This window comes from uncultured Tateyamaria sp. (genome assembly GCF_947496075.1).
Taxonomy (GTDB): Bacteria; Pseudomonadota; Alphaproteobacteria; order Rhodobacterales; family Rhodobacteraceae; genus Tateyamaria.
The window spans coordinates 154996-179358 of the sequence record NZ_CANMBJ010000006.1 but is presented as its reverse complement, the minus strand read 5'-3'; the positions used below and the strand labels follow the sequence as shown (position 1 = coordinate 179358).

General features: G+C 59.4%; 22 protein-coding genes. 11 read left to right on the top strand and 11 right to left on the bottom strand.

Going from position 1 to position 24363, the window contains the following annotated elements:
* Positions 1 to 193 precede the first annotated feature (193 nt).
* A complete protein-coding gene (locus Q1A51_RS19755; protein ID WP_299601511.1) occupies positions 194 to 1174 on the top strand; it encodes a complex I NDUFA9 subunit family protein in 981 nt (326 codons plus the stop codon).
* Here the strand turns inward: Q1A51_RS19755 and Q1A51_RS19750 are convergent.
* A complete protein-coding gene (locus Q1A51_RS19750) occupies positions 1171 to 1974 on the bottom strand; it encodes an undecaprenyl-diphosphate phosphatase (RefSeq protein WP_299601509.1) in 804 nt (267 codons plus the stop codon). The two genes, Q1A51_RS19755 and Q1A51_RS19750, sit on opposite strands and share 4 nt — an antisense overlap.
* Positions 1975 to 2186: 212 nt before the next feature.
* Between Q1A51_RS19750 and Q1A51_RS19745 the strand changes: the two genes are divergently transcribed.
* From Q1A51_RS19745 to gltB, 4 genes are all read left to right on the top strand, one after another.
* Entirely contained in the window at positions 2187 to 3629 is a 1443-nt protein-coding gene (locus Q1A51_RS19745; RefSeq protein ID WP_299601507.1) for an NAD(P)-dependent oxidoreductase, read from the top strand.
* Positions 3630 to 3824: 195 nt separating this feature from the next.
* The gene (locus Q1A51_RS19740) at positions 3825 to 4277 is read left to right on the top strand and encodes a GFA family protein (RefSeq protein ID WP_299601505.1); all 453 of its coding nucleotides are present in this window, start codon (positions 3825 to 3827) and stop codon (positions 4275 to 4277) included.
* On the top strand, positions 4274 to 4987 hold the full coding sequence (locus Q1A51_RS19735; RefSeq protein WP_299203999.1) for a hypothetical protein: 714 nt from the start codon (positions 4274 to 4276) through the stop codon (positions 4985 to 4987). The genes Q1A51_RS19740 and Q1A51_RS19735 overlap by 4 nt, the downstream gene beginning before the upstream one ends.
* Entirely contained in the window at positions 4984 to 9513 is a 4530-nt protein-coding gene (gene gltB / locus Q1A51_RS19730) for a glutamate synthase large subunit (protein WP_299601503.1), read from the top strand. The genes Q1A51_RS19735 and gltB overlap by 4 nt, the downstream gene beginning before the upstream one ends.
* Here the strand turns inward: gltB and Q1A51_RS19725 are convergent, their stop codons facing one another.
* Positions 9514 to 9747: a hypothetical protein gene (locus Q1A51_RS19725; protein ID WP_299601501.1), complete on the bottom strand. Its 234-nt coding sequence runs from the start codon at positions 9745 to 9747 to the stop codon at positions 9514 to 9516. It abuts the gene before it with no gap.
* Between the two features lie 165 nt (positions 9748 to 9912).
* Between Q1A51_RS19725 and Q1A51_RS19720 the strand changes: the two genes are divergently transcribed.
* The 5 genes from Q1A51_RS19720 to Q1A51_RS19700 are packed head-to-tail and all read left to right on the top strand — an operon-like array spanning position 9913 to position 15165.
* Positions 9913 to 10563, top strand: a complete 651-nt coding sequence (locus Q1A51_RS19720; RefSeq protein WP_299601499.1) for an SGNH/GDSL hydrolase family protein — start codon at positions 9913 to 9915, stop codon at positions 10561 to 10563.
* Between the two features lie 36 nt (positions 10564 to 10599).
* Entirely contained in the window at positions 10600 to 11325 is a 726-nt protein-coding gene (gene mtgA, locus Q1A51_RS19715) for a monofunctional biosynthetic peptidoglycan transglycosylase (RefSeq protein ID WP_299601497.1), read from the top strand.
* A gap of 55 nt (positions 11326 to 11380) precedes the next feature.
* The gene (locus Q1A51_RS19710; protein WP_299601494.1) at positions 11381 to 12046 is read left to right on the top strand and encodes a glutathione S-transferase family protein; all 666 of its coding nucleotides are present in this window, start codon (positions 11381 to 11383) and stop codon (positions 12044 to 12046) included.
* Between the two features lie 60 nt (positions 12047 to 12106).
* The gene (queG, locus tag Q1A51_RS19705; protein WP_299601492.1) at positions 12107 to 13150 is read left to right on the top strand and encodes a tRNA epoxyqueuosine(34) reductase QueG; all 1044 of its coding nucleotides are present in this window, start codon (positions 12107 to 12109) and stop codon (positions 13148 to 13150) included.
* A gap of 26 nt (positions 13151 to 13176) precedes the next feature.
* Positions 13177 to 15165 carry a hydantoinase/oxoprolinase family protein gene (locus Q1A51_RS19700; protein ID WP_299601489.1) on the top strand — a complete coding sequence of 663 codons (1989 nt, stop codon included), beginning with the start codon at positions 13177 to 13179 and terminating at the stop codon, positions 15163 to 15165.
* Positions 15166 to 15195: 30 nt separating this feature from the next.
* On the opposite strand, the gene msrA is transcribed toward Q1A51_RS19700, so the two are convergent.
* Both msrA and msrB read right to left on the bottom strand, forming a co-directional pair.
* Positions 15196 to 15702, bottom strand: coding sequence for a peptide-methionine (S)-S-oxide reductase MsrA (msrA, locus tag Q1A51_RS19695; protein WP_299592215.1), 507 nt, complete (start codon positions 15700 to 15702; stop codon positions 15196 to 15198).
* Positions 15699 to 16142 (bottom strand): peptide-methionine (R)-S-oxide reductase MsrB, encoded by a 444-nt coding sequence (gene msrB / locus Q1A51_RS19690; RefSeq protein ID WP_299601486.1) that lies wholly within the window; start codon positions 16140 to 16142, stop codon positions 15699 to 15701. Before msrB ends, msrA begins: the two co-directional genes overlap by 4 nt.
* Positions 16143 to 16261: 119 nt before the next feature.
* Between msrB and Q1A51_RS19685 the strand changes: the two genes are divergently transcribed.
* A complete protein-coding gene (locus Q1A51_RS19685; RefSeq protein WP_299601483.1) occupies positions 16262 to 16792 on the top strand; it encodes a glutathione peroxidase in 531 nt (176 codons plus the stop codon).
* Here Q1A51_RS19685 and Q1A51_RS19680 read toward each other — a convergent pair.
* The 7 genes from Q1A51_RS19680 to Q1A51_RS19650 form a co-directional block, all read right to left on the bottom strand.
* Positions 16789 to 17979, bottom strand: a complete 1191-nt coding sequence (locus tag Q1A51_RS19680; RefSeq protein WP_299671485.1) for a capsule assembly Wzi family protein — start codon at positions 17977 to 17979, stop codon at positions 16789 to 16791. The two genes, Q1A51_RS19685 and Q1A51_RS19680, sit on opposite strands and share 4 nt — an antisense overlap.
* A gap of 151 nt (positions 17980 to 18130) precedes the next feature.
* Positions 18131 to 20038 carry a nucleoside-diphosphate sugar epimerase/dehydratase gene (locus Q1A51_RS19675; protein ID WP_299204053.1) on the bottom strand — a complete coding sequence of 636 codons (1908 nt, stop codon included), beginning with the start codon at positions 20036 to 20038 and terminating at the stop codon, positions 18131 to 18133.
* A gap of 194 nt (positions 20039 to 20232) precedes the next feature.
* On the bottom strand, positions 20233 to 20850 hold the full coding sequence (locus Q1A51_RS19670; protein WP_299601479.1) for a sugar transferase: 618 nt from the start codon (positions 20848 to 20850) through the stop codon (positions 20233 to 20235).
* Entirely contained in the window at positions 20847 to 21617 is a 771-nt protein-coding gene (locus Q1A51_RS19665) for an NAD(P)-dependent oxidoreductase (protein WP_299601477.1), read from the bottom strand. Before Q1A51_RS19665 ends, Q1A51_RS19670 begins: the two co-directional genes overlap by 4 nt.
* Before the next feature lie 3 nt (positions 21618 to 21620).
* Entirely contained in the window at positions 21621 to 22868 is a 1248-nt protein-coding gene (locus Q1A51_RS19660) for a glycosyltransferase family 4 protein (protein WP_299601475.1), read from the bottom strand.
* A gap of 52 nt (positions 22869 to 22920) precedes the next feature.
* The gene (locus Q1A51_RS19655) at positions 22921 to 23907 is read right to left on the bottom strand and encodes a GlxA family transcriptional regulator (RefSeq protein WP_299601472.1); all 987 of its coding nucleotides are present in this window, start codon (positions 23905 to 23907) and stop codon (positions 22921 to 22923) included.
* Entirely contained in the window at positions 23897 to 24295 is a 399-nt protein-coding gene (locus Q1A51_RS19650) for a thioredoxin family protein (RefSeq protein WP_299601469.1), read from the bottom strand. Before Q1A51_RS19650 ends, Q1A51_RS19655 begins: the two co-directional genes overlap by 11 nt.
* Between the last annotated feature and the right edge of the window lie 68 nt (positions 24296 to 24363).

Below are 24363 nucleotides of genomic sequence, written 5' to 3'. Positions count from 1 at the left end.
TGGAGCGTCGTTTAAGCGTGGTGCTTGGGGGTGTCAATCCGATTCTGCATGATCATCAGGCCATGGCGCGGGTCTTCCGAGCGACGGCTTTGAAAAAACCTCAAATCCAGCCTTTGCCGTGCCAATTTGGCGTCTTGTCTGCACGCCAAGCGGCAGATAGACCCGTTGCGAACCTGTGCGCGAGGAGCAAGACATGTCCCAGCTGGTCACGATCTATGGCGGATCCGGTTTTGTAGGGCGGTACATCGCAAGACGGATGGCCAAGGCAGGTTGGCGTGTGCGTGTCGCCGTGCGCCGTCCGAATGAGGCGATCTTTGTCAAACCCTATGGTGTTGTGGGACAGGTTGAGCCTGTCCTGTGCAACATCCGCGACGATGCGTCTGTTGCGCAGGTGATGATGGGCGCCGATGCCGTTGTAAATTGCGTTGGTATCCTCGCCAAACAGGGCAAGAACACTTTTGATGCCGTGCAGGCGGAAGGGGCGGAGCGGATTGCGCGCATCGCAGCTGAGCAAGGCGTCGAAAAGATGATCCACGTCTCTGCGATCGGTGCGGATGCCGAAAGCACCAGCGACTACGCCCGCACCAAGGCCGAAGGCGAGGCAGCTGTACTGCAGTATATGCCCGAGGCGGTGATTTTGCGCCCCTCCATCATCTTCGGGCCGGAGGACCAGTTCTTTAACCGGTTCGCATCCATGTCCCGTTTGGGCCCGATCCTGCCTGTCGTCGGTGCGGACACAAGGTTCCAGCCTGTCTATGTTGATGATGTTGCCAAAGCTGCCGAACGTGCGCTGACAACCGATGTCCCTGCCGGTGTGTATGAGCTTGGCGGCCCGGACGTGCGCACATTCCGGGCACTAATGACTTTGATGCTCGAGGTGATCCGTCGCCGCCGTGCCGTTGTGAACATTCCATTTTGGGCTGCATCCACAATGGGGTTCGGCTTTGACACACTGAGCGCGCTGACGCTCGGACTGGTCCCGGCGCAGATCACGCGCGATCAGGTGCGCAACCTGCGCAATGACAACGTGGTGTCCGATGGCGCCAAAGGTTTCGAGGATCTCGGGATTGATCCGATTGCGATGAGCTCGGTGCTGCCAGACTATCTCTGGCGCTTCCGCCCGTCTGGCCAGTACGATGCGATCAAGGAAAGCGCGCGGAACCTCCGCGTCTAACTGTAGGCCCAGATCAACAACCCAATTCCCAGGATGACGCGGTAGATCACATACGGTGTGAAGCTGACACTGCGCAGCAACCGCATCATCAGAACGAGGGCTGCGAGGGCTGCGACAAAGGCAAACGCGGCTGCGATAGTCGCGTCGCGCATCACGGCCCAATTTGCATCGCTGACGACATCAATACTCAACACCGCACCTGACGCGATGATAACAGGGATCGACATGAGCATGGACAGTTTGGCTGCCCCTTCTCGCTCGTATCCAAGGGCGCGTGCGGCGGTGATGGTGATCCCCGACCGGGACGTGCCGGGGATCAGCGCCAGGCATTGTGCAAGGCCCATCAAGCCCGCGTGCTTGATGGTCCATCGTTCTGCTGTGCGATCGGTCGGGCCGCGTTTGTCGGCCCAGTAAAGGACAAGACCAAAGATCAGCATGGTCCATCCGATCACCGCTGCGTTGCGCATGGCTTCGTCCAACCCGGTCACTTTGATGGCAAGGCCAACTACCAGTGCTGGAATCGTTGCCGTGATCAGGCACAGGGCCAGGAATGCGCCCTGGGTGTCGACCTTGCGCTGTGCGAGCCGTGTCAAACCATGTGCAGCGGTTCGTACATCGGACCAGAAGTACAGGATAACCGCGAGCAACGTGCCGACATGCACTGCAACATCGATGGCGAGTCCCTGATCTGGTGTTCCGGTCAGCGTTGGCAACAAGATCAGGTGTCCAGACGATGACACCGGCAAGAATTCGGTGATGCCTTGAATGATGGCCACCATCAGAAGTTGAAAAAGAGTCATCTTGCGCCTGGTCCTGTGATACAGTGACGTTACAAGCCTTTGATTCTGAACGTAAAGCAGGAATATAGGTCCGGCACGGATATATATTGCGTCAAATCTCCCAAACTGACGCCGCGATTTCACGAGAAATCTGAAATAAAGTCAGCAATACTGACTTTTAATTCTCTTCGCTATATCATAAACGGCGCAGACCGCTTGTTGGAGGATATGTCTTGGCTGAACAACCGATGCTGAAATTCGTGAAGATCGAACGGGACATGCCTGAGAAGCGTGGGGCTGAGGTGCGTCGTGAGGATTTTCGGGAAATTTATGCCGAGTATGCAGATGCGAAGGCGAAGGAGCAGGCATCGCGCTGTTCGCAATGTGGGGTGCCCTATTGCCAGTCGCATTGTCCGTTGCACAACAATATCCCTGACTGGCTGAAGCTGACCGCCGAGGGGCGCTTGCGTGAAGCCTATGAGGTGAGCCAGGCGACCAATACCTTCCCGGAGATCTGTGGCCGCATCTGCCCGCAGGACCGTCTGTGCGAAGGCAATTGCGTGATTGAACAGTCCGGCCACGGCACCGTCACCATTGGGTCGGTTGAGAAATACATCACGGATACCGCCTGGGAAGAAGGCTGGGTTCTGCCCATCAAGCCGAGCACGGAACGGGCCGAATCTGTTGGCATCATCGGGGCGGGTCCCGGCGGGTTGGCCGCAGCGGACGTGCTGCGCCGCGCCGGTGTGCAAGTCACCGTCTATGACCGCTATGATCGCGCTGGCGGTTTGCTGACCTATGGCATCCCCGGCTTCAAGTTGGAGAAGGACGTGGTCATGCGCCGCAACGAGCAGCTTGAGCTGGGTGGCGTGACCTTCAAACTGAATTGCAACGTGGGCGAAGACATCGCTTTCGATGACATCCGTGCAGAACATGACGCCGTCATCATCGCCACAGGTGTGTACAAAAGCCGTGATCTTTCAATGCCTAACGGTGAATCAGCCGGTATCGAGAAGGCGATTGATTTCCTGACTGCATCGAACCGCAAGAGCTTTGGCGATGATGTAGCCGACTTTGACAATGGTCGCCTGAATGCCGAAGGCAAGCGGGTGGTTGTCATTGGTGGTGGCGACACTGCAATGGACTGTGTGCGGACGTCGATCCGGCAGGGTGCAACGAGCGTGAAATGCCTGTATCGTCGCGACCGCGCGAACATGCCCGGCTCGCAACGCGAAGTGCAGAACGCCGAAGAAGAAGGCGTCGTTTTCGAATGGTTGAGCGCGCCCAAGGGCTTTACCACCGACGGGGAAAAGGTGGCCGGAGTCATGGTGCAAAAGATGCGTCTGGGTGCCCCTGATGCCACGGGTCGCCAAGCGCCCGAGTTGATCGAAGGTGCCGACTATGTCGAAGAGGCAGATATTGTCATCAAGGCGCTGGGCTTTGAGCCTGAGGACCTGCCAACGCTTTGGAACACGGACGGTTTGGACATCACCCGCTGGGGCACGATCAAGGCGCAATTCACCACAGGCAAAACCGCCGTCGACGGTGTCTATGCCGTGGGTGATATCGTGCGGGGTGCTTCGCTGGTGGTGTGGGCGATCCGGGATGGTCGGGACTGTGCCGACGCGATCCTTGAACAGTTCAACGCGGCAACCGAGGTGATCGCGGCAGAGTAAATCGCGTAGTTTCGGATCGAAACTGCGAAGTTTGGTATCCCTGAAAACACGCCGTTTTCCAGCGATTTTGGAAAACTGCACATTTGTCGGCTCAAACCGCGAAGTTTGGGATGGGGCCGAAACCTGAACGAAAGATGAAGGCAACAGGACAGCATCGCTGACCCGAATGACCCAGAAGGTTAAGGACGTCTGAAGATGAACGACATGTTGGACAAAGCGACCGGAGGCTGCCTGTGTGGGGCGGTCCGCTTTGCTGCGCGCAATGTGCCGACCACTTTTAGCATCTGCCATTGCCCGTCCTGCCGCCGCTGGACCGGATCGGCGTTGTTTGAGGTCAGCGTGAAGACCGATGATCTGACCTGGACTGGATCCGAACACATTGCGACCCGTGCCACCAGTGATTGGGCCGAACGGGCCTGGTGCCGGGAGTGCGGGACCAACCTGTATTTCCGTCAAACGAAGCCGGGCAAATGGTTTGGTGGTACCGATCTGCCGCTTGGCATCTTTGACGACCCGGACGAGTTCACGCTGAGCCACGAGATCTTTGTTGATCATATGCCAGCCGGTCTGCGTCTGGAGGACAATGGTCAAAAGCGGCTGACGCGCAACGATGTTGTCGCCATCAACCCGGACGTGGGTGCATCATGAAACTGTGTGCAAGCATCAGCGTTGCCTTGGCGATTGCCAGTGCCGTTCCGGCCTTGGCACAGCAGGATGGATCGCGGTTCTATCCGCCTGCGGGATGTACCGAGGTTTTGACGATCCAGAGCCGTGGGTGCGAGGTGACGCATCTGTATACCTGCGAGGCGGATGCCCAGGGTGAACAATGGGGCATCACCTTTGACGTGGATGGGCCAAGCAATCTGGGCAAGATAGACTATGAAACCCAGTGGGTCGAAAGCTATGAGATGTTTCCGATGCGCCGGTTCGTCCTGGTTGAGCCGCCCGCCGATCCGGCCAACATGACCGAATTGCTGGAGACAGGCGTCGATAGCCTTGATTTTCAGCAGCAGGGACCGGACGGGCTGAACCGCTATGTCGGCTTCGACCGCATTCTGCCGGGTGAGGTTGTGATTGATGGCGAAACGCTTTTAAAAACGCAGTTTTCCATGCGCAGCGAGTTGGCCGACGGCACCGTCTTTGAACTTGAAGGCAACGAATACATCATCCCGCGTTTGCGCCGTTTCATCAGTGGCAACTACACGCGGACCGACACTGACGAGCCCATCTCTTGGGACAATTCACCGATTGATTTTGTGTATCCCGGCGAGCCCGGGTTCTTCACCAAAACGCCGCTATATGAGTGCGAGCCGACGCTGGCGCGTTACGCAAGCCCGAAGAAAGGAACCGACCAATGACCAAATATGATGCTGACTGGGTTCGCCGCGAAGAAGCCAAGCGCATGTTTATGGCCGAGAATGGTCTGTATTCCGAGGCCGAGGAGCATTCGTCTTGCGGTGTGGGTCTGGTTGTGTCCGTGGATGGCACCAAAAGCCGGGCTGTTGTTGAAAACGGGATCAAGGCGCTGAAAGCCATTTGGCACCGTGGCGCTGTGGATGCCGATGGCAAGACCGGCGACGGCGCGGGCATTCACGTGCAGATCCCCGAGGCGTTCTTTTACGACCAGATCGAGCGTACGGGCCACACCCCCAATCGCGATCAAATGGTGGCCGTGGGTCAGGTGTTTCTGCCCCGCACTGACTTTGGCGCGCAGGAAACCTGCCGGACCATCGTGGAAACCGAAGTGCTGCGCATGGGCTACTACATTTACGGCTGGCGCCATGTGCCGGTCGATATCTCATGCCTGGGTGAGAAGGCGAACGCGACCCGCCCGGAGATCGAGCAAATTCTGATCTCGAATTCCAAGGGTGTGGACGAAGAGACGTTCGAGCGCGAGCTTTACGTCATTCGTCGTCGGATCGAGAAGGCCGCTGCCGCTGCGCAGGTGCCTGAATTGTACATTGCGTCGATGTCGTGCCGGTCGATCATCTACAAGGGCATGATGCTGGCCGAGCAGGTGGCCGAGTTCTATCCCGACCTGATGGACGAGCGGTTCGAGAGCGCCTTTGCCATTTATCACCAGCGCTATTCCACCAACACCTTCCCGCAGTGGTGGCTGGCGCAGCCGTTCCGCATGTTGGCCCACAATGGTGAGATCAACACCCTGAAGGGCAACCTGAACTGGATGAAATCTCACGAGATCCGCATGGCTTCGGGTGCCTTTGGCGAGATGGCCGAAGACATCAAGCCCATCGTGGCCAGCGGGTCGAGTGACTCGGCCGCGTTGGATGCCGTTTTCGAGATGCTGGTGCGTGCGGGCCGCAATGCGCCGATGGCCAAGACCATGCTGGTGCCTGAATCGTGGTCGAAACAGGCCGTCGAGTTGCCGCAGGCGTGGCGCGACATGTATTCCTACTGCAACTCGGTGATGGAGCCGTGGGACGGCCCGGCCGCCTTGGCGATGACCGATGGCCGTTGGGTCTGTGCCGGGCTGGACCGGAACGGGTTGCGCCCCATGCGCTATGTCGTGACCAATGACGGGATGGTCATTGCCGGGTCCGAGACCGGGATGGTGCCGTTGGAAGAGGCTGGTGTGGTTGAGAAGGGTGCGCTGGGCCCGGGCCAGTTGCTGGCCATTGATATGGTCGAGGGCAAGCTGTTCCACGACACCGAGATCAAGGACCAGCTGGCGGCCTCGCAGCCCTTTGGTGAGTGGGTGGGCAAGATCACCGATCTTGAATCCGCGCTGTCCGGTGTGACCGAGAGGGCGTTGTTTGAGGGTGAGGCGTTGCGCCGCCGTCAGATTGCGGCTGGCTATTCGATTGAAGAGTTGGAAAGCATCCTTGCCCCCATGGCCGAGGATGGGAAAGAGGCGTTGGCGTCTATGGGGGATGATACGCCGTCGGCCGTGTTGTCCAAGAAGTACCGCCCGCTGTCGCATTTCTTCCGGCAGAACTTCTCTCAGGTGACAAACCCACCGATTGATAGTTTACGCGAGTATCGGGTGATGAGCCTGAAGACGCGGTTCGGGAACCTCAAGAACGTGCTGGATGAAAGCAGTGCGCAGACCGAAATCATCACGCTAGACAGCCCGTTCGTGGGAAATGCGCAGTGGGATGAGCTGATTACGCAGCTGAATGCCGATCTGGTCGAGATTGACTGTACATTTGAGCCCGGACAAGGCGCCCTGAGCGCGGGGTTGACCCGTATCCGGGCCGAAGCCGAGGACGCTGTGCGGTCTGGTGCCGGGCATATCGTGCTGACCGATCAGCATTCGGATGCCGACAAGGTGGCGATGCCGATGATCCTGGCGACGTCTGCCGTGCATTCGCATCTGACGCGGCAAGGCTTGCGGACCTTCTGTTCGCTCAATGTGCGGAGTGCTGAATGCATCGACCCACATTACTTTGCCGTGCTGATTGGTTGTGGTGCAACCGTCGTGAACGCTTATCTGGCCGAGGATTCACTGGCCGACCGCATTGACCGGAACCTGCTGGATGGCACCCTGACCGAGGCTGTGGCGCGGTATCGCAATGCCATTGATCAGGGGCTGCTCAAGATCATGGCGAAGATGGGGATCAGCGTCGTGTCGTCCTACCGTGGGGGCCTGAATTTTGAGGCCGTGGGCCTGTCCCGTGCCATGTGTGCCGAGTTCTTCCCCGGCATGACGAGCCGCATCTCGGGCATCGGTGTGACCGGCATCCAGTCCAAAGTGGAAGAGGTCCACGCGCAGGGCTGGACCGGCACCAACGTGCTGCCCATTGGCGGTTTCTACAAGGCGCGGCAGTCGGGTGAGACCCACGCGTGGGAAGCCACGTCGATGCACATGATGCAGATGGCCTGCAACCGGGCGTCCTACCAGATGTGGCAACAGTATTCGGCCAAGATGCGGTCGAACCCACCGATCCATCTGCGCGACCTGATGGACATCAAACCGCTGGGCAAGCCAGTGCCGCTGGAAGAGGTGGAAAGCATCACCTCGATCCGCAAACGCTTTGTCACGCCTGGGATGAGCTTGGGCGCGCTGAGCCCGGAGGCGCACAAGACCCTGAACGTGGCGATGAACCGGATTGGCGCGAAGTCGGATAGTGGTGAGGGCGGTGAGGATCCGGCCCACTTCCACCCCGAGCCAAATGGCGACAACCCCAGCGCCAAGATCAAGCAGGTGGCGTCTGGCCGCTTTGGCGTGACCGCCGAGTACCTGAACCAGTGCGAAGAACTGGAGATCAAGGTGGCGCAGGGCGCCAAGCCCGGTGAAGGCGGGCAGTTGCCCGGCATGAAGGTCACTGATCTGATCGCGCGGCTGCGGCACTCGACCAAGGGCGTGACCCTGATTTCACCCCCGCCGCACCACGACATCTATTCGATCGAAGATCTGGCGCAGCTGATCTATGACCTCAAGCAGATCAACCCGCGCTGCAAGGTGACGGTGAAGCTGGTGGCGTCTTCGGGCGTGGGCACGATTGCCGCCGGTGTGGCGAAGGCGAAAGCCGACGTGATCCTGATTTCCGGTCACAATGGTGGCACGGGCGCATCGCCTGCGACCTCGATCAAATATGCCGGTCTGCCTTGGGAAATGGGCCTGACCGAAGCCCACCAAGTACTTGCGATGAACAACCTGCGCGACCGGATCACCCTGCGGACCGATGGTGGTCTGCGTACAGGCCGTGACATTGTCATGGCAGCGATGTTGGGGGCCGAGGAGTATGGCATCGGCACCGCGGCCCTGATCGCCATGGGCTGCATCATGGTGCGTCAGTGCCAGTCGAACACCTGCCCTGTTGGTGTTTGCACGCAGGATGAATCCCTGCGTGAGAAATTCACCGGCAATGCGGACAAGGTCGTGAACCTGATCACTTTCTATGCGCAGGAAGTGCGCGAGCTGCTGGCCGAGATTGGTGCGCGGTCGCTGGATGAGGTGATTGGCCGGGCGGACCTTCTGGCACAGGTGTCGCGCGGATCGGCCCATCTGGATGATCTGGACCTGAACCCCATGCTGATCTCGGTCGATGGGGCGGCGGACATCGTTTACAACCGCGACAAGGACCGCAATGCGGTGCCGGATACGCTGGACGCGCAGATTGTGCGCGATGCGGCGCGGTTCCTTGAGGATGGTGAGAAGATGCAGCTGCAATATGCGGTGCAGAATACGCACCGGACCGTGGGCACCCGCACCAGCAGCCACATCGTGCGCAAGTTCGGGATGCGCAATACGCTGCAACCCGACCATCTGACCGTGAAACTGAACGGGTCGGCGGGTCAGTCCTTGGGCGCCTTTGCCGCGCCGGGACTGAAGCTGGAAGTGTCAGGCGATGCAAATGACTATGTGGGCAAGGGTCTGTCGGGCGGCACCATCGTGGTGCGTCCGCCCATGGCATCCCCCATTGTCGCCGCCGACAATACGATCATTGGCAACACAGTGCTGTACGGTGCAACCGACGGCTACCTGTTTGCCGCAGGTCGCGCGGGCGAACGGTTTGCCGTGCGCAACTCGGGCGCGAAGGTGGTGATCGAGGGCTGTGGATCGAACGGGTGTGAATACATGACTGGCGGTGTGGCCGTCATTCTGGGTGAGATCGGGGCCAACTTTGGCGCGGGCATGACCGGCGGCATGGCCTATCTTTATGATCCGGAAGGCAAAGCCCAAGCGCTTATGAACATGGAAACGCTAGTGACCTGCCCCGTGACCGTGGACCATTGGAAGGCGCAGCTGGAAGGTTTGCTGGAGCGCCATCTGGAAGAGACGGGGAGTGCCAAGGCGGCCACCCTCCTTCAGCACTGGGATGTCGAGCAACACAATTTCCTTCAGATTTGTCCGAAAGAGATGCTGAACAAGCTTGCGCATCCGATCAGCGAAGAAACCGCGGCCATTCCGGCGGAATAGTCAGCTTTCGGAGCGGGCGACCATCCTGGTCGCCTGTTCCTTGCTGCCCAAATGCGTGTTTTCCGCAAGGATGTCCGCGACACGCGTGGGCATTGTCCCCAGCTTGTTTGCGATGACGTGGTTCGCATCACCAGACCATTTCAACACCCAGACACGTGCTGCGTCGGCTGCGTTGAGCACGCGGTATTGGTGCGCAATGGTCCCCGGTTGGACCCCGGTTGTTGGTTCGATCATCTCCTAACTCCGTGCGGGTTTGAACGCCTCCACCACGGCAAAAATAGCAGACATCGTTAACGCGTCTTAGTGATTAACACTTTGTAATTAAGTTTAATTTTTGATGAATTGGTGAACAGAGTGTTGCGGTCTGGTCTTCGCACGCGCCTGCCATATCTTACACCTATGCGATTGCTTGTTCTTGTTTTTTGGATGCTGGCCGGTGCTGCATCTGCGGAGCCGTTGCGGGTTCTGGCCATCGGCGACAGTATCTTGGCGTGGCACAAGTGGACTGGCCGGGACATTCCGTCCGTCATGGGGGATCTGCTGGATGCACGGGTCGAGAATGATGCCGTGGCGGGCGCGCGGTTTTCCAATGACTCGTCCTTGGGCCGTGCTGCGGGGTTCGATGTGCGTGCGCAGTTTCGAAGCGGTGCGTGGGATGTGATCCTGATCAATGGTGGGGCCAATGATTTCCTGAGCGATTGCAGGTGTCAGGCCTGTGATGCTGTTCTGGACGGGTTGATCGCGCCCGACCTGACGGGCGAGGTGCCCGCCTTTCTGGCCCAGTTGCGTCAAACTGGGACGCAGGTGATCTGGATGGGGTACTACGCCAGTGCCAGGTCCGGGCAGTTCACGGGCTGCCGGCCCTACCTGGTAGAATACGATGCCCGCCTTGCCCGGTTGGCTGCCGCTACCCCGGGCCTCCGCTTTGTCGATAGTGAGGACGTGATGGACCCGTCGGAGCGTCGGCTTTATGCCTTTGACGGCATCCACCCTTCCCCGTCAGGAGCGCGTCGTATTGGCACCTATCTTGCCCAATCTCTGACGCGATAGTTCACTTGCGATGTTCTGCGCCCTATAGCTGGGCGCATGGCAAGAAAGAGCAGTAGACGTGCATCAAAAACCAAGGCGAAGCGTCGGTTTCGACCGGGCCGCTGGCTGTTGCGGTGGACATTGCGCGGCGTGAGCGTGGTGTTTCTGGTGGCCGTTGTGGCGGCGTTGCTTTGGTCCGTGATCAACCCTCCCACGACCCTGTACATGATGCAGGAGTCCCGCCGTTTGGGCGGTGTGGACCACGAATGGGTGCCAATGGAGGAGATTGCGCCAATCATGGCGCGCGCGGCCGTCGCCGCCGAGGACGCCAATTTCTGTTTGCATTGGGGTCTGGACGTAGTGGCCATTCGCCGTGCCATTGACGAGGGCAGCAGCCGGGGCGCGTCCACGATCAGCCAGCAGGTCGTGAAGAATGTGTACCTGTGGCATGGTCGGTCCTGGGTGCGGAAGGTGATGGAAGCGGCGATGACCCCTCTGGTCGAGGCGCTGTGGTCCAAACACCGCATTCTCGAGGTCTATCTGAACGTGGCGGAGTTTGATGAGGGTGTCTTTGGCGTCGAGGCGGCATCGCGCCATTACTTCGGTGTCGCCCCCGACGCATTATCAAATGTCCAGGCGGCCCGTCTGGCCGCAATCTTGCCGAACCCGAAGGGACGGTCTGCCAGTCAGCCTTCGCCCTTCGTGCGCAAGCGGACATCGCAGATCCTGAGCGGAGCGGCCACGATCCGCGCGGATGGGCGGGCAGACTGTTTCCAGAGTTGAAAATCATGGGCCAGCCGTGCATGGATGCCAAACGTTTGACCAAACCGGATTGACCATGGCCCGCCTGTTTCACGTTCCCCTGTCCCCGTTCTGCCGCAAGGTGCGTCTGAGCCTTGCCGAGAAGAAGATCGAGGTTGAGCTGGTCGAGGAGCGGTATTGGGAGGCTGACCCGGACTTTCTGCGCCGCAACCCTGCGGCCAAGGTGCCGGTGCTGCGTCTGGACGGCGTGATGATGAGCGAGAGCGCCGCCATCTGTGAATACATCGAGGAGACGCGCCCGGAACCATCTCTGCTGCCCTCTGACCCGGTGGCGAAGCTGGAGGTCCGCCGGTTGGTGGGCTGGTTCGACGACAAGTTCCACAACGAGGTGACGTCGAAGCTGCTTTATGAGCGGGTGAACAAGAAGGTGATGGGCCAGGGTTTTCCCGACAGCCGCAACGTCAAGGATGGGGCGAAGGCGATCAAGTATCACCTCGACTACATGACGTGGCTGCTGGATCACCGTCGCTGGTTGGCGGGGGACAACATGACACTGGCCGATTTTGCCGCGGCTGCGCATCTGTCGTCTTTAGACTATATCTCTGATGTGGATTGGAACCGTTCGGAGGTGGTCAAGGATTGGTATGCCAAGATCAAGTCGCGCCCTGCCTTTCGGAGTATCCTGGCCGATCAGGTGCCGGGGTTCCCGCCGCCGCGGCATTACAATGATCTGGATTTCTGAATGCGGCGTCGGACTGGGGCGCTGCCCCAGACCCCGGGATTTTTTTGAAACAGGGAAGAGATGGACCTGAAAGAACGGGTCATAAGGCGTGCTCTGGACGACGGGTTCGTAATGGCGCGGGTCTGTCGCCCAGATGCTGTGCCCGACGTGCCGGGACGGCTACAGACCTTTGTTGAGGCTGGGCGGCACGGGCAGATGGGGTGGATGGCCGAGCGGATGCATTGGCGCGGCAATCCGGCGGCGTTGTGGCCCGAGGCGCGGTCTGTGATCATGTTGGCTGAGAGCTATGCACCGGAGCATGATCCTCTGGCGGTGCTGGACCGACCTGAGGTGGGGGCCGTGTCCGTCTATGCGCAGGGGCGGGACTATCATGACATCGTGAAGAAGCGCCTCAAGCGTCTGGGCCGCTGGTTGATCGAGACAGCCGGCGGCGAGATTAAGGTCTTTGTAGACACTGCACCCGTGCCGGAGAAGGCTTTGGGGCAGGCAGCGGGCCTTGGGTGGCAGGGCAAACACACCAATCTTGTGAGCCGGGATTGGGGCAATTGGGCCTTTATAGGGTCTGTCTTCACGACGTTGGAACTGGAACCCGACGCGCCCGAGATCGATCATTGTGGATCGTGCCGCGCCTGTTTGGATATCTGTCCGACGAACGCCTTTCCGGCACCCTATCAGCTGGATGCGCGGCGCTGCATTTCGTACCTGACGATCGAGCACAAGGGGCCGGTGGACGAAGAGCTGCGCCCCGGTCTGGGCAACCGGATTTATGGTTGTGACGATTGTCTGGCGGTCTGCCCGTGGAACAAGTTTGCCGTTGCTGCCAGCGACATGCGCTATTTAGGCGCTGTGGGGCAGCCGCCTCTTGCTGAGCTGGCCACCCTTGACGACGCAGGATTTCGGGCCCGGTTTTCGGGGTCGCCCATCAAGCGGATCGGGCGGGATCGGTTTGTCCGCAACGTGGCCTATGCCATCGGAAATTCGGGTGCGGCGGACCTCTTGCCTGCTGTGCAGGCCCTTGTGAACGATCCGGATGCGGCGGTGGCGGACGCAGCCCGTTGGGCGGTGACGCAATTGAGCGCGACGCGTCGTAAGCAGGCGCTGTAGGGCTGCGCAAAAAACGGGGAATGAGCATGGCAATTTTGCTGGGTGTGGATACGGGCGGCACCTATACCGACGCGGTTCTGATGCAGGATGAGGAGCGGGTTCTGGCCCGCGCCAAGGCGTTGACCACACGCCATGATCTGGCGGTGGGTGTCGGGCGCGCTGTGCGTGCAGTGTTGAAAGAGGCCCGCGTTGATCCGGCGGAGGTTGGAATGGCGTCCCTGTCCACGACCCTCGCCACCAACGCGTTGGTCGAAGGACAGGGTGGGCGTGTTGCGCTGATCCTCATCGGCTTTCGCGAACGGGATCTGGAGACACAGGGCCTGGCCGATGCGCTGGGCGGTGATCCCGTTTGTGTTCTGGCAGGGGGGCACAAGCACGACGGGTCGGAGGCTGTGCCGCTGGATGAAGCGGACCTTTTGACCCTTTTAGAGAAACATAAAAGCGATGTGAGTGGGTTTGCCGTGGCTGGGCAATTTGCCACGCGCAACCCTGCGCATGAAGTGCGTGCCATGGAGCTGGTACGTGATGTGACGCGGTTGCCCGTGTCCGCCTCGCACCAATTGTCCGCGAAGCTGGGTGGGCCCAAGCGCGCGTTGACGGCTGTTCTGAATGCGCGGCTGATTGGCATGATTGATGCGTTGATCGGACGGGCTGAGGCGGAACTGCGCACCATTGGGATACGCGCGCCGATGATGGTTGTGCGAGGGGACGGGGCGTTGATGTCCTCCACGCAGGCGCGGGCGCGGCCCATCGAGACGATCCTGAGCGGTCCTGCAGCGTCCATCGTTGGCGCGCGCTGGCTGACCGGGGTGGATCATGCGCTGGTCAGTGACATCGGGGGCACGACCACGGATGTGGCCGTACTGCGGGGTGGTCGGCCCGTGATTGATCCGGATGGTGCGCGTGTGGGACCTCACCGCACCATGGTCGAGGCCGTGGCGATGCGCACGACCGGGCTTGGTGGGGACAGCGAGGTACATTTTGTCACGGAGGGTTTGCGCGGTGGCGTGACCCTTGGACCGCGCCGGGTGTTGCCGGTGTCCTTGTTGGCGCAGGAAGCGCCTGAGGCCGTGCTGCCGGTGCTTCAGCTGCAGATGCGGAATACCACGCCTGGTGAGCATGACGGCCGTTTCGTAAGGGCAGTGCCGGGTGTGCAGGCGGACGGTTTGGCTGCGCGGGATGCGGACCTGTTGGCCCGTATTGGCGAGCGCGTGCATGGTCTGGGCGCAGTGTTGCGCACACGGATGGAGCATGGCGCGCTCAAGCGCCTTGTGGGACGTGGGTTGGTGCAGGTGGCGGGTCTCACCCCATCGGATGCCAGCCATGTGCTGGGTGGTTTGAGCGTGTGGGATGCCGAGGCCGCGCGCTTGGCCTGCGCCCTGTTTGGACGACGTCGCACTGGTGCCGGAGAGCGGCTTGCTGAAACGGCGGAGCAAGTGGCGGAGATGGTTGTCGATCGGCTGACATATCAGACCAGCGTTGCGCTGCTTGAGGCGGCATTGGCCGAGGATGGACTGGACGAGGCGCTGGCAACCCATTCGTTGATGCAACGCGGTCTTTCGGGGGCAAAAGGTTTGGTGCGTGTGTCCACTGGTCTGGACGTGTCTGTTGTGGGGTTGGGTGCGTCGGCACGGGCATATTACCCTGCGGTGGGCGCGCGTCTGGGCTGTGACATGCAGTTGCCCGAGGATGGGGGTGTTGCCAATGCGATTGGCGCTGTTGTGGGCCGTGTGACTGTGCGGCGGACGGGAACGGTCACCTCTCCGTCCGAGGGTCTGTTTCGCGTGCATTTGCTGTCAGGGCCCGAGGATTTTGCAGCCTCAGAGCCTGCTTTAGCCCGGTTAGAGACTGTTTTGGTGGAAGACGCGCGTGCTTCGGCGCTTGCTGCGGGGGCATCTGATGTCGAGCTGCATGTCGCGCGGGACATTCGCACGGCGCAGGCGGAGGCGCGCGAGGTGTTTGTCGAGGCTGTGTTGGTTGCAGAGGCGACAGGGCGACCGGGTATCGCCCTGTGAAAAGGGCGGGCGCGATGCCCGCCATTGCCTCTATTCAGCGGCCCGTTTGGGCAGAACCCAGTCGGGGCGTACGAAATGGCACGTATAGCCGTTCGGGATGCGTTCGAGGTAGTCCTGATGTTCGGGTTCGGCTTCCCAGAAATCGCCCACCGGTTCGACCTCTGTCACCACTTTGCCGGGCCAGATGCCGGAGGCTTCCACATCCGCGATGGTATCCAGTGCCACCTGCTTTTGGGCGTCATCCACGTAGTAGATGGCCGAGCGATAGCTGAGGCCCACATCGTTGCCTTGCCGGTTCAGCGTGGTTGGGTCGTGGATCTGGAAGAAAAGCTCGAGCAGATCGCGGAAGGTGATGACCGAGGGGTCATAGATGATCTCGATCCCTTCGGCGTGGGTGCCGTGGTTGCGGTAGGTTGCATTGGGGACGTCCCCGCCGGTGTAGCCGACGCGGGTCGCCTTGACCCCCGGTTTCTTGCGGATCAGGTCCTGCATGCCCCAGAAACAGCCGCCTGCCAGTACTGCGCGTTGGTCGTTCATGCCACATCCTCCACTTGGTTCAGGTAGGCACCATAGCCTTCGGCCTCCATATCGTCACGGTGCACAAAGCGCAGGGAGGCCGAGTTGATGCAATAGCGCAGGCCGCCGCGGTCGCGGGGGCCGTCGGGAAAGACGTGACCGAGGTGGCTGTCGCCGTGTTTGCTGCGGACTTCCGTCCGGATCATGCCGAGGCTGGCGTCCTGGTGTTCTGTCACGTTGTCGATGGGTTTGGTGAACGAGGGCCAGCCGCAGCCGCTTTCGTACTTGTCGGAGGATGCAAAGAGGGGCTCACCCGAGACGATGTCGACATAGATGCCCGGTTCTTTATTGCTTAGCAGCTTGCCCGTGCCGGGGCGTTCCGTGCCGCTTTCCTGTGTGACATGGTATTCCTCGGGCGAGAGTGTCGCGATGACGTCGGGATTCTTGATGTAGGTGGTCATGATCAGCCTATCCGTTCAGCGTTGCCTTATACTTGGTGCGATTGAAGGAAATTGGAAGAGCATGACAGCCAGCGCCCGCGCCCTAACTAAGACGTGACCGCAAGAGAAGGAGCGATCACATGCGTGCATTTCTTGTTTGTCTTTTTATTGGTCTCGCACAAGCGGCCCATGCGGATGTGCGCGACGTGCAACTGACATCGATTGATGGCGGCATGATCGAGATGTCTGACTGGGAGGGGCGGCCGGTTCTGGTGGTCAACACCGCATCGCAATGTGCCTATACCGGGCAGTACGAAGCGCTGCAGACCCTTTACGACACGTATCGCGAGCGCGGGCTGGTCGTGCTGGCAGTGCCGTCCGATGACTTCCGCCAGGAGTTGGACAGTGCCGAGGAAGTGCGGGAGTTCTGCGAAATGGCCTTTGGCCTCGACATGCCGATGACGGATATCTTGACGATCAAGGGCGCAAACGCGCATCCGCTATACGAGGGGTTCCGCGAGACTGCAGGGTTCGTGCCGCGCTGGAATTTCAACAAGGTGCTGATTGGAGCGGATGGCCGCATTGTCGAAACATGGGGCGCACGGACTGCACCCATGTCGCGCCCGGTGCGCAGCGCGGTTGAGGCCGCGCTGGTGCAGGCGGAATTTTAGAACGACCTGCTGAAATTCACGCCGATGCGCACACCGCTATCTTGTTCAGCGGTGTCCAGATCAAATGACTGGTGCGCGACGATCCCTTGCAACGTGCCACCCCAAACCTCAGTGCTTGCACCGACCGAAACAACCGTACCGGTTTCGCGGGTGCTGCTGAGGCTATGATTTGGGTTTGACGCATCGTTGATGGTGAACTTGCCCACGTTCCAGTCCAAGGCCCATGTGTCGAATTCATGCTTGCCACGCAGGCTGGTTGAGCGACTTTCCGACCCGATCGCAGCCCCCATCACCACACCTTCGTTCCGATAGGAATAGACGTCGTTGTTATAGGCCGTGTTTGGCCCGCAAAAGCCAGCCGTACTGAAGTCCACGGTGGTGTCGACATGTTCGAGCGTTATCGTGGTATCGGCGTTGAAGAGCCGTGACTTGTTTTCCAGTCCGTACAGAAAGAAGAAGCATGAGGGCAATCCGCCTGCCTCGTCTTCACCCACGGCCTGGCCGTAGATGCGGTTGCTGAACGTCTCGGGACCAAAGCGATAAGAGGCGCCGACACCGGCAATCTGATTGGCCGGGGCGCTGTCGCCCTCATTCGAGTTGCCTACCAGTACGTCAAGGAACGTATCAAAGCCATCTGGCTGGCCTGCGCCACCGTATTGGGCCACGCGCACAAGCTCAATTTCGAGGTCGCGGATAGGCTCGAACCCAAGACGCATACCAAGTATCAATGCGTTGTCGGGTTGGTTCGCATCGTCGGTTTGACCGATAAAGACTTCACCGTTCCAGGGCCCTATCCACCGCAGAACCGGGACATCCGAGGTGCGCGCCTCTTCCTTGCGGATGTAGACAGACGGGAAGGCAGGCGCATTTCGAGACAGTATCAACGACGTGTATTCGGACGGCGACCAGTGTCGTTCGAACTGCCCGACACCAACTTGCCAATTGTCATTTCCAAACCTGTAGCCCACGTCACCGAAGATAAGCACACTGTCGACAGCTTCGTTTTCGAAGGTGTCACCCAGCGTCAAATCGAATGCCAACCGCCCAACGCGTGTGCTGGTCGAGATCGAGACACCGTCAAATGCGAGAATGCCATACTGCTCGGTTCGACCAAGGAAATCATCCGAGATGGCGCCGAACCTTAAGGTGGTCGTGGTGTCCGCCTGGGCCGAACCACCCACGGCCATGGCGATAACAAGCCCGAGGGCGAAAGCGTTTTCACTGTGTCTCGTAAAATATATCACGGTCAGGCCTTTGAATTGAACCAGAAGTCTAAGAGCTTTCCAGTATTGCATTCTTGTAATGTCATGGCAGGCGTCAGCCTTGCTTTACAAGGTTTTACTGGATGGGTTGCGCAAGCTCTATGCCTTTTTCTGCATGTGCTTGTTTCTGCCCAAATCCTTCCACCCAACGCTTTACAACGCTGCGGGCCTCGTCTTCGTCGCTTGCAGCAAGCGCTTGGCGCAGCGACCTCATGGCTGAGGCAACTTCGATTTCGCTCAGGCAGTCTTCGACCGTGGAGAAGATCTTTTTGTGTCCGGTGCCGACCTGAGTGCCGCTGAGCGTCAGTTCTTCGGTCATCTTTTCGCCTGGGCGCAGACCGGTGAACTCGATTTCGATATCGCCATCCGGGTATTGGGCATCCCGCACAGTGAACCCGGCGCTTTCGATCACCTGACGGGCCAGTTGTTCGATGCGTACGGGCTTGCCCATATCCAACACGAATACTTCACCGCCCTTGGCCATAGACGCGGCGCGCAGCACGAGGTTCACGGCTTCGTGCACGGTCATGAAATAGCGCGAAACGTCTCGGTGTGTGACGGTCAGGGGCCCGCCGCGCCGCAACTGTTCCTGAAACAGCGGGACAACAGATCCGGACGAGCCCAGCACATTGCCAAAACGCACAATCGAGAATTTCAGACCGTTTGGTGTTGCGATGCGTTGGGCAATGTCTTGCACCACCAGCTCGGCCAGGCGTTTGGATGCCCCCATCATGTTTGTGGGACGCACCGCCTTGTCCGACGAAATCAACATGAACCGCTCAACACCTGCGCTGGCGGCCTCGGTGACCAGGGTTTGCGTGCCCAAAGCGTTGTTGGCCAAGCCGGCGAGCGGATTGAATTCGACAAGAGGAACGTGCTTGTAGGCGGCTGCGTGCAGCACAACCTGAATATCATGATCCTTCAACACAGCGCGCACTTGCCGCGCATCGGTAACAGACCCCAAAAGCGGAACAATTTCGATGTCGCTGCCTTCGGCGAGTTGGGTCAGTTCCTGATGGATCTGATAGAGTGCAAGTTCACTCAGTTCGTATAGAACGATTTTTTGCGGACGGTATTCCAGAACCTGACGACTGAGTTCCGAGCCAATGGAACCACCGGCACCAGAGATCAGAACGCGCCGGTCGGCATAGGCTTCGTCACCCCCATCCTGCGCTGTCATGACTTCGTCGCGACCAAGGAAATTCCTTGGATTGATCGGAGTAAGCTTTTCGATCAGCGCCTCTTCCCCGATCAGTTGGGAGAACGACGGCAGTGTTTGCACCTCCAGCCCCATTTTCTGCAGGCGTCTCGCGATCTGCATTTGTTTGGGATGGCTTTGCGATGGAATGGCAAGCAGCACGCGGTCGATTTTCTTCTCCGCGACAATCTCTGCAATGCGAACGGGGCTGTAGACTGGCAACCGCAATACATTCACACCCTGCAGAGCCTGGCTGTCGTCAACAAAGGCGACAGGCTCGATGAATTCGTGACTGCGTAGGGCGGACACCAGTTGCATACCGGTCGTGCCAGCGCCGTAAATCAGGACACGACACCTGTTGGATCCATTGCGGTAGATGGCCAATACGACTTGCAAGAGGATCGCGCGGCTTACGATGGAGAAGACAAAGAACGAGATGCCGAACGTGATTTGCGTCGACAGGGGAAGAGGCATGTTGGCCGCCGTCGTCAGTAGAATCGACATCATCGTCATGAGTGCGGCGAACACCCCCGTCCGTCCGATCGATGCGGCTTCATATTCATTCAGGGTTGTCGAACAAATGCCCAGCCACAGCGACAGGCCAACGGTCACGATCAGCATATATGGTAGTATCGGCAAGTAGGCTTGAAAGCTCGCGATCGCTGTGTGCCCGGAAAGGTTGAGGCTGAACGCAAAAACGAGAGCAGCGGGAATCAGGATCGCATCAATGACGATCAAAATATTTCGTTTCTGCGTGCGCGAAAGCAGCTTCAGCAGATTCAGCATGATGCCCCCTTGGTCGGTCGCCTTTCCAAGCTGCCAAAAGCGCTAACACGAATGCGTGTCAGAGTTGTGCAACTATTTTGCAGGTGCAGAAAAGTCCGCCGATAGCCGGCGGAAAAGCGCCAAAAAATGCCCATTAAATAACCGTTCACAGGCACAAATTACACATAATAAGTGATTCGATAAGGGATTGGTCGCTAGCTGCGATGACGGCAGAACAAGTTGCCAATCGTTTGAAAGACCAAGTCAAAGTCGTAGCAGGTGCTTTGATTCTTCTGATAGATGAGGTCCAGCCGCGCCTTGCGTGGCACACAAATGCGGCAATAGGTGCTGTCGGTCTCTTCTGGTGTGCTGCACCGCGCGAGTAGCCTGTCTTCGTGCTTGTGGAAACGAATCGTTGCCAGCCCTGTCACACCTGGCCGTGATTTCAATACCTTACCGTATAGTTCCGGGAAGCGTTCGACATATTCGCGCAGTGGCGGGCGGGGTCCAACAAAGGACAGATCGCCCTTCAGAATGTTCCACAGCTGTGGAAATTCATCCAGCCGCTTGGCCCGTAATTTGGCGCCCAGCGGTGTGATCCGCGCTTCCTTATGCCCGCCCGAAACGCCCTGATCATTGTTGTCGATTGTCATGGTGCGGAATTTCCACAGTCCGAAACTTTCTGTGGGCGACTTCATGCGTTCCGCCACATAGAACAGCGGGCGACCCTGTTTCCGCCAAACCAGCCATACAAGGTACAGGACGATCGGGCCAAGCATGATGACCAGAAGACTGGCAAAGAACAGGTCGAAGATACGCTTGCGCCATGTCATCTGCGTGGTCCTTGCTTCCAGTCGGCGACGATCCCTGCTGCTGTGCTGTCAGAGTCCGTAAACGATGTGAACCGTTCAAGCGTGCTGGTGTCCAGATGCACGTTCGCAATCGTGCGGTCCGTCGCCGGTTGTGGCGTCCATTTGAGCGAAGCCGCGTCCAGGAGGGCACCCATACTGACCGTTTTGGGCGCAGCGATGTTCATGATTTTTGGTAAGGTGTTCGCGCATGTGAGTGCGTTCAACACCCGCGCCAGTTTCCCCGGACCTATATAGCTGCGGGCCGGAGTTGTGTTATCGGAGAACTGATCGAGCTGAAAGTCGGGTTTCCAACCGCCAAGGATTGCGTCCGCCCCGGCGACATTGCCGAGCCGCAGCGATGTGCTCGGGTTTGGGTGCTTGGCGGCCAGGCGCTCCATCTCGAGCTTGGACTTGCCATACGGGCTTTGCGGTGATGTTGGTCCATCTTCGGTGAGAGGCCCCTGCAACGCGCCGTAAACAGCCGCGGATGAAAACAGGAAGACATGCGCACCCTGTGCGGCATCCAGTGTCTGCCGGGCCAGCGTCGCGTTCAACTCCATCGAAGCTGTGGAACCGGGGGTGACCCCCGCAAGGCAAAAAACCGCATCTGCCCCATTCAGCGTGCGGGTCAGTGTGTTGGGGTCGGCAATATCGACATCGGAACGTGTGGTCCAAACCGCTTCACCCGGCCACCGTGGTTCGAGCAATTGGCCCAGTTTTCCGCCGGCGCCAAGCATCACGATCCGCATGGCTTACCCTGTCGCGATCTGTTTGTCCGCCGGGAACAGCGCGTTGATCTGGCGGATGTGTTCCGGCAGGCAGATGGTTTCAAAGTCGTAGGTGTCGATCACATGCTGGCGCGCGGCAGAACCCAGGTGCGCGTAGTCGCGGGGCTTTTCCAGAACGTCTGCGACTTGCGCGGCAATCGCATCGGGGTCGAAGAAGTCGACGAGCAAGCCCGTCTTGCCATGTTCTACAGCCTCGCGGACCGGGGCGACGTCGCTGGCGACAATCGTTGCCTCCATCGACATGCATTCCAGCAGGGACCACGACAGCACGAACGGCATCGACAGGTAGATGTGGCACGCGCTGATCTGAATGATGCTTTGATAGCTTTCGTATGGCACTTGCCCCAGAAAATGGAGCCGGTCCCAGTCAATCAGGTGCCCCACCTCGGCCTCCATCTGGCCGCGCAAGCCACCGGGGTGCTTGTTCTTGCTGCCATAGGACGCATCATTGCCGCCTATTACGAGGATGCGGGCGTTGGGTCGTGCCCTTTGGATCTTGGGAACGGCGCGCATGAACTGGTGGTAGCCGCGCGTGGTTTCGAGATTGCGGGACATGAATGTCACGATCTCATCCTTGGCCGTTAGCGGCCGACCAATCCGCCCAAGGCTGACCTTCGCCTTCTTGTTTGGCTTCAGCTTGTCGGTGCGAATGCCATCGTGGCACACATACATCTTGTCATGAAAGTGTTTGGGAAACCGGTCGCGTTGCCAATTGGTCGGGCTGTGCGCCACGTCGACTACGTTCAGGTTGACCTGTGGCACCACGTTGTGGCCGTGCATGATGAACGGCGCGTGTTCGCTGACCGGACTTTCGGGGTCGAAGCCAACCGGGCCACCATGGGCTGAATAATAGTATTCAAAAAACCCGATCATCGGCGTGTCGGGCAGGACTTCGCGAAAGAACGACATCTCGCCCCACCCCACATGACCGATGACGATGTCCGGGGTGAACCCTTTGTCCACCAGCTGGCGCAGGGCAATGACAGCGCCAAAGCCGTTGCCGGAGGCGTTTTCCCATGTGCGGGAAAGGCCGTAGGCGTCTTCCTTGGCCTGATGGTGCGACTTGTAGACGACCGTTTGGACGCCCTCGAATTGGGGTGCTTTCTGGCGTTGGGTCAGAAAGACTATCTGGTGCCCGCCTTGTGCCGCCAACCATTGGATCAGCTCGCGGTACTGGCCCGGCATGTTCTGATGCACAAACAGAAATTTCATCTGCCCCTCGTTCCTTTTGGGGTGGGATACATCGCGTTGCGTGATGCCGCAATCACGGCTGTGTCGGCCACATCGATCCCGTGCCACGTTTTTCCTGTCCGGGGCTCAGGCCAAAGGTGCCGCGATAGCTTTTGGAGAAATGCGAGAGCGATCGGAACCCGCATGCCACGCAAATGTCCGTGACGCTCAGGTTGGTCTGGCGTAAAAGCCCACGTGCCTTTTCCAGCCGCAGTTGCAGGTAGTGGCGTTTGGGGGACATGCCCAGATGCTTGGCAAACACCCTTTCCAGCTGCCGTGTGCTGAGTTCGATCAGGTCGGCGATCTCGTCCGGGCGCAGCGGGTCTTCGAGGTTGTTTTCCATGATCTGCAGGGCCATGCCCAGTTTGCCATGCGCCATGTCCGGACGCGCCCGGCGTGACAGGCGTTGACCGTGACTGGCGGCACGCGGGTCGGTGTACACCATCTGGTCCGCCACCCATGTCGCAAGATCGACACCGTATTCCGATTTGATCCGGTCCAGCATCATGTCCATCGACGCCGCCCCGCCCGCGGTGGTGAAGATGCGTCCGTCCTTTGAATAGAGACTGTTTTCGATGATCACGTCGGGCAGAAGCTCGATCAGGGCGTCGCGGTATTCCCAATGGGTGGTCACCTGTTTGCCTGCCAACAGACCGGCCAGCGCCAGCGTATACGTACCGGAAGACAGCGCGCCAAAGTCCATGCCTTTGCGTGTCTCGCGGCGCAGCCAGTTGAGGATGGGTTTGGTACTGCCCTCGGCCGCCCGATTGCCGGCGCAGACGACAAGCGTTTCGTCACGGGAAAGTTCGGGCAGCGCGGCATCCACGGCGGTGGTGATGCCGTTGTAGGCTGGCACCGGATCGCCCGTTTCTCCGATCACGCGCCATGTATAAAATCTCTGACCTGACGGGTGCAGGTTGGCAAGGCTCAGAGCCTCCAACGCGCAGGCAAAGCCCAATTGGGAATAGCCGGGAATGAGCAGAAAGGCATAGCGCCTTGGGCGCGTTGCCTCAGGCAGCAAGGGCGGCGTCCAGAAGTGCGCGGACCTTGCGGGCATAGGGTTCATTCACAAGCCGGGCCACTTCGTCCCCGTTCTTCATCACAAGCAAGGTGGAACGGCGTTTGACCTTGAGCCTTTGTGTCATTTGGGACGGGCCGAACGTATCCCAATCCACGTCAACGAATGTCAGGTTGGTGTACGCCGGGTTTTCCGCCAGCGCCTCGGCGATCAGGTCGGATTTGATCTGGCATGTCAGGGACCAGCTGGCCCGAAAATTCATCACGACCGTTTGATCCGTGCCGCGTAGATCCCGCCAGATGGCAGGTGTGAAGGTTTGCGCCGGATAGGCCGCGCCGAGCGATGGCACGGCGCAGGCGGTAGCAGACAGAAGAAATGTGCGGCGGCGCATCAAAAAGGCTCCGAAATCTGAAATCTCGGGACACAATATTGCGGGTGTGCGCAGGCGCAAGTGGTCGT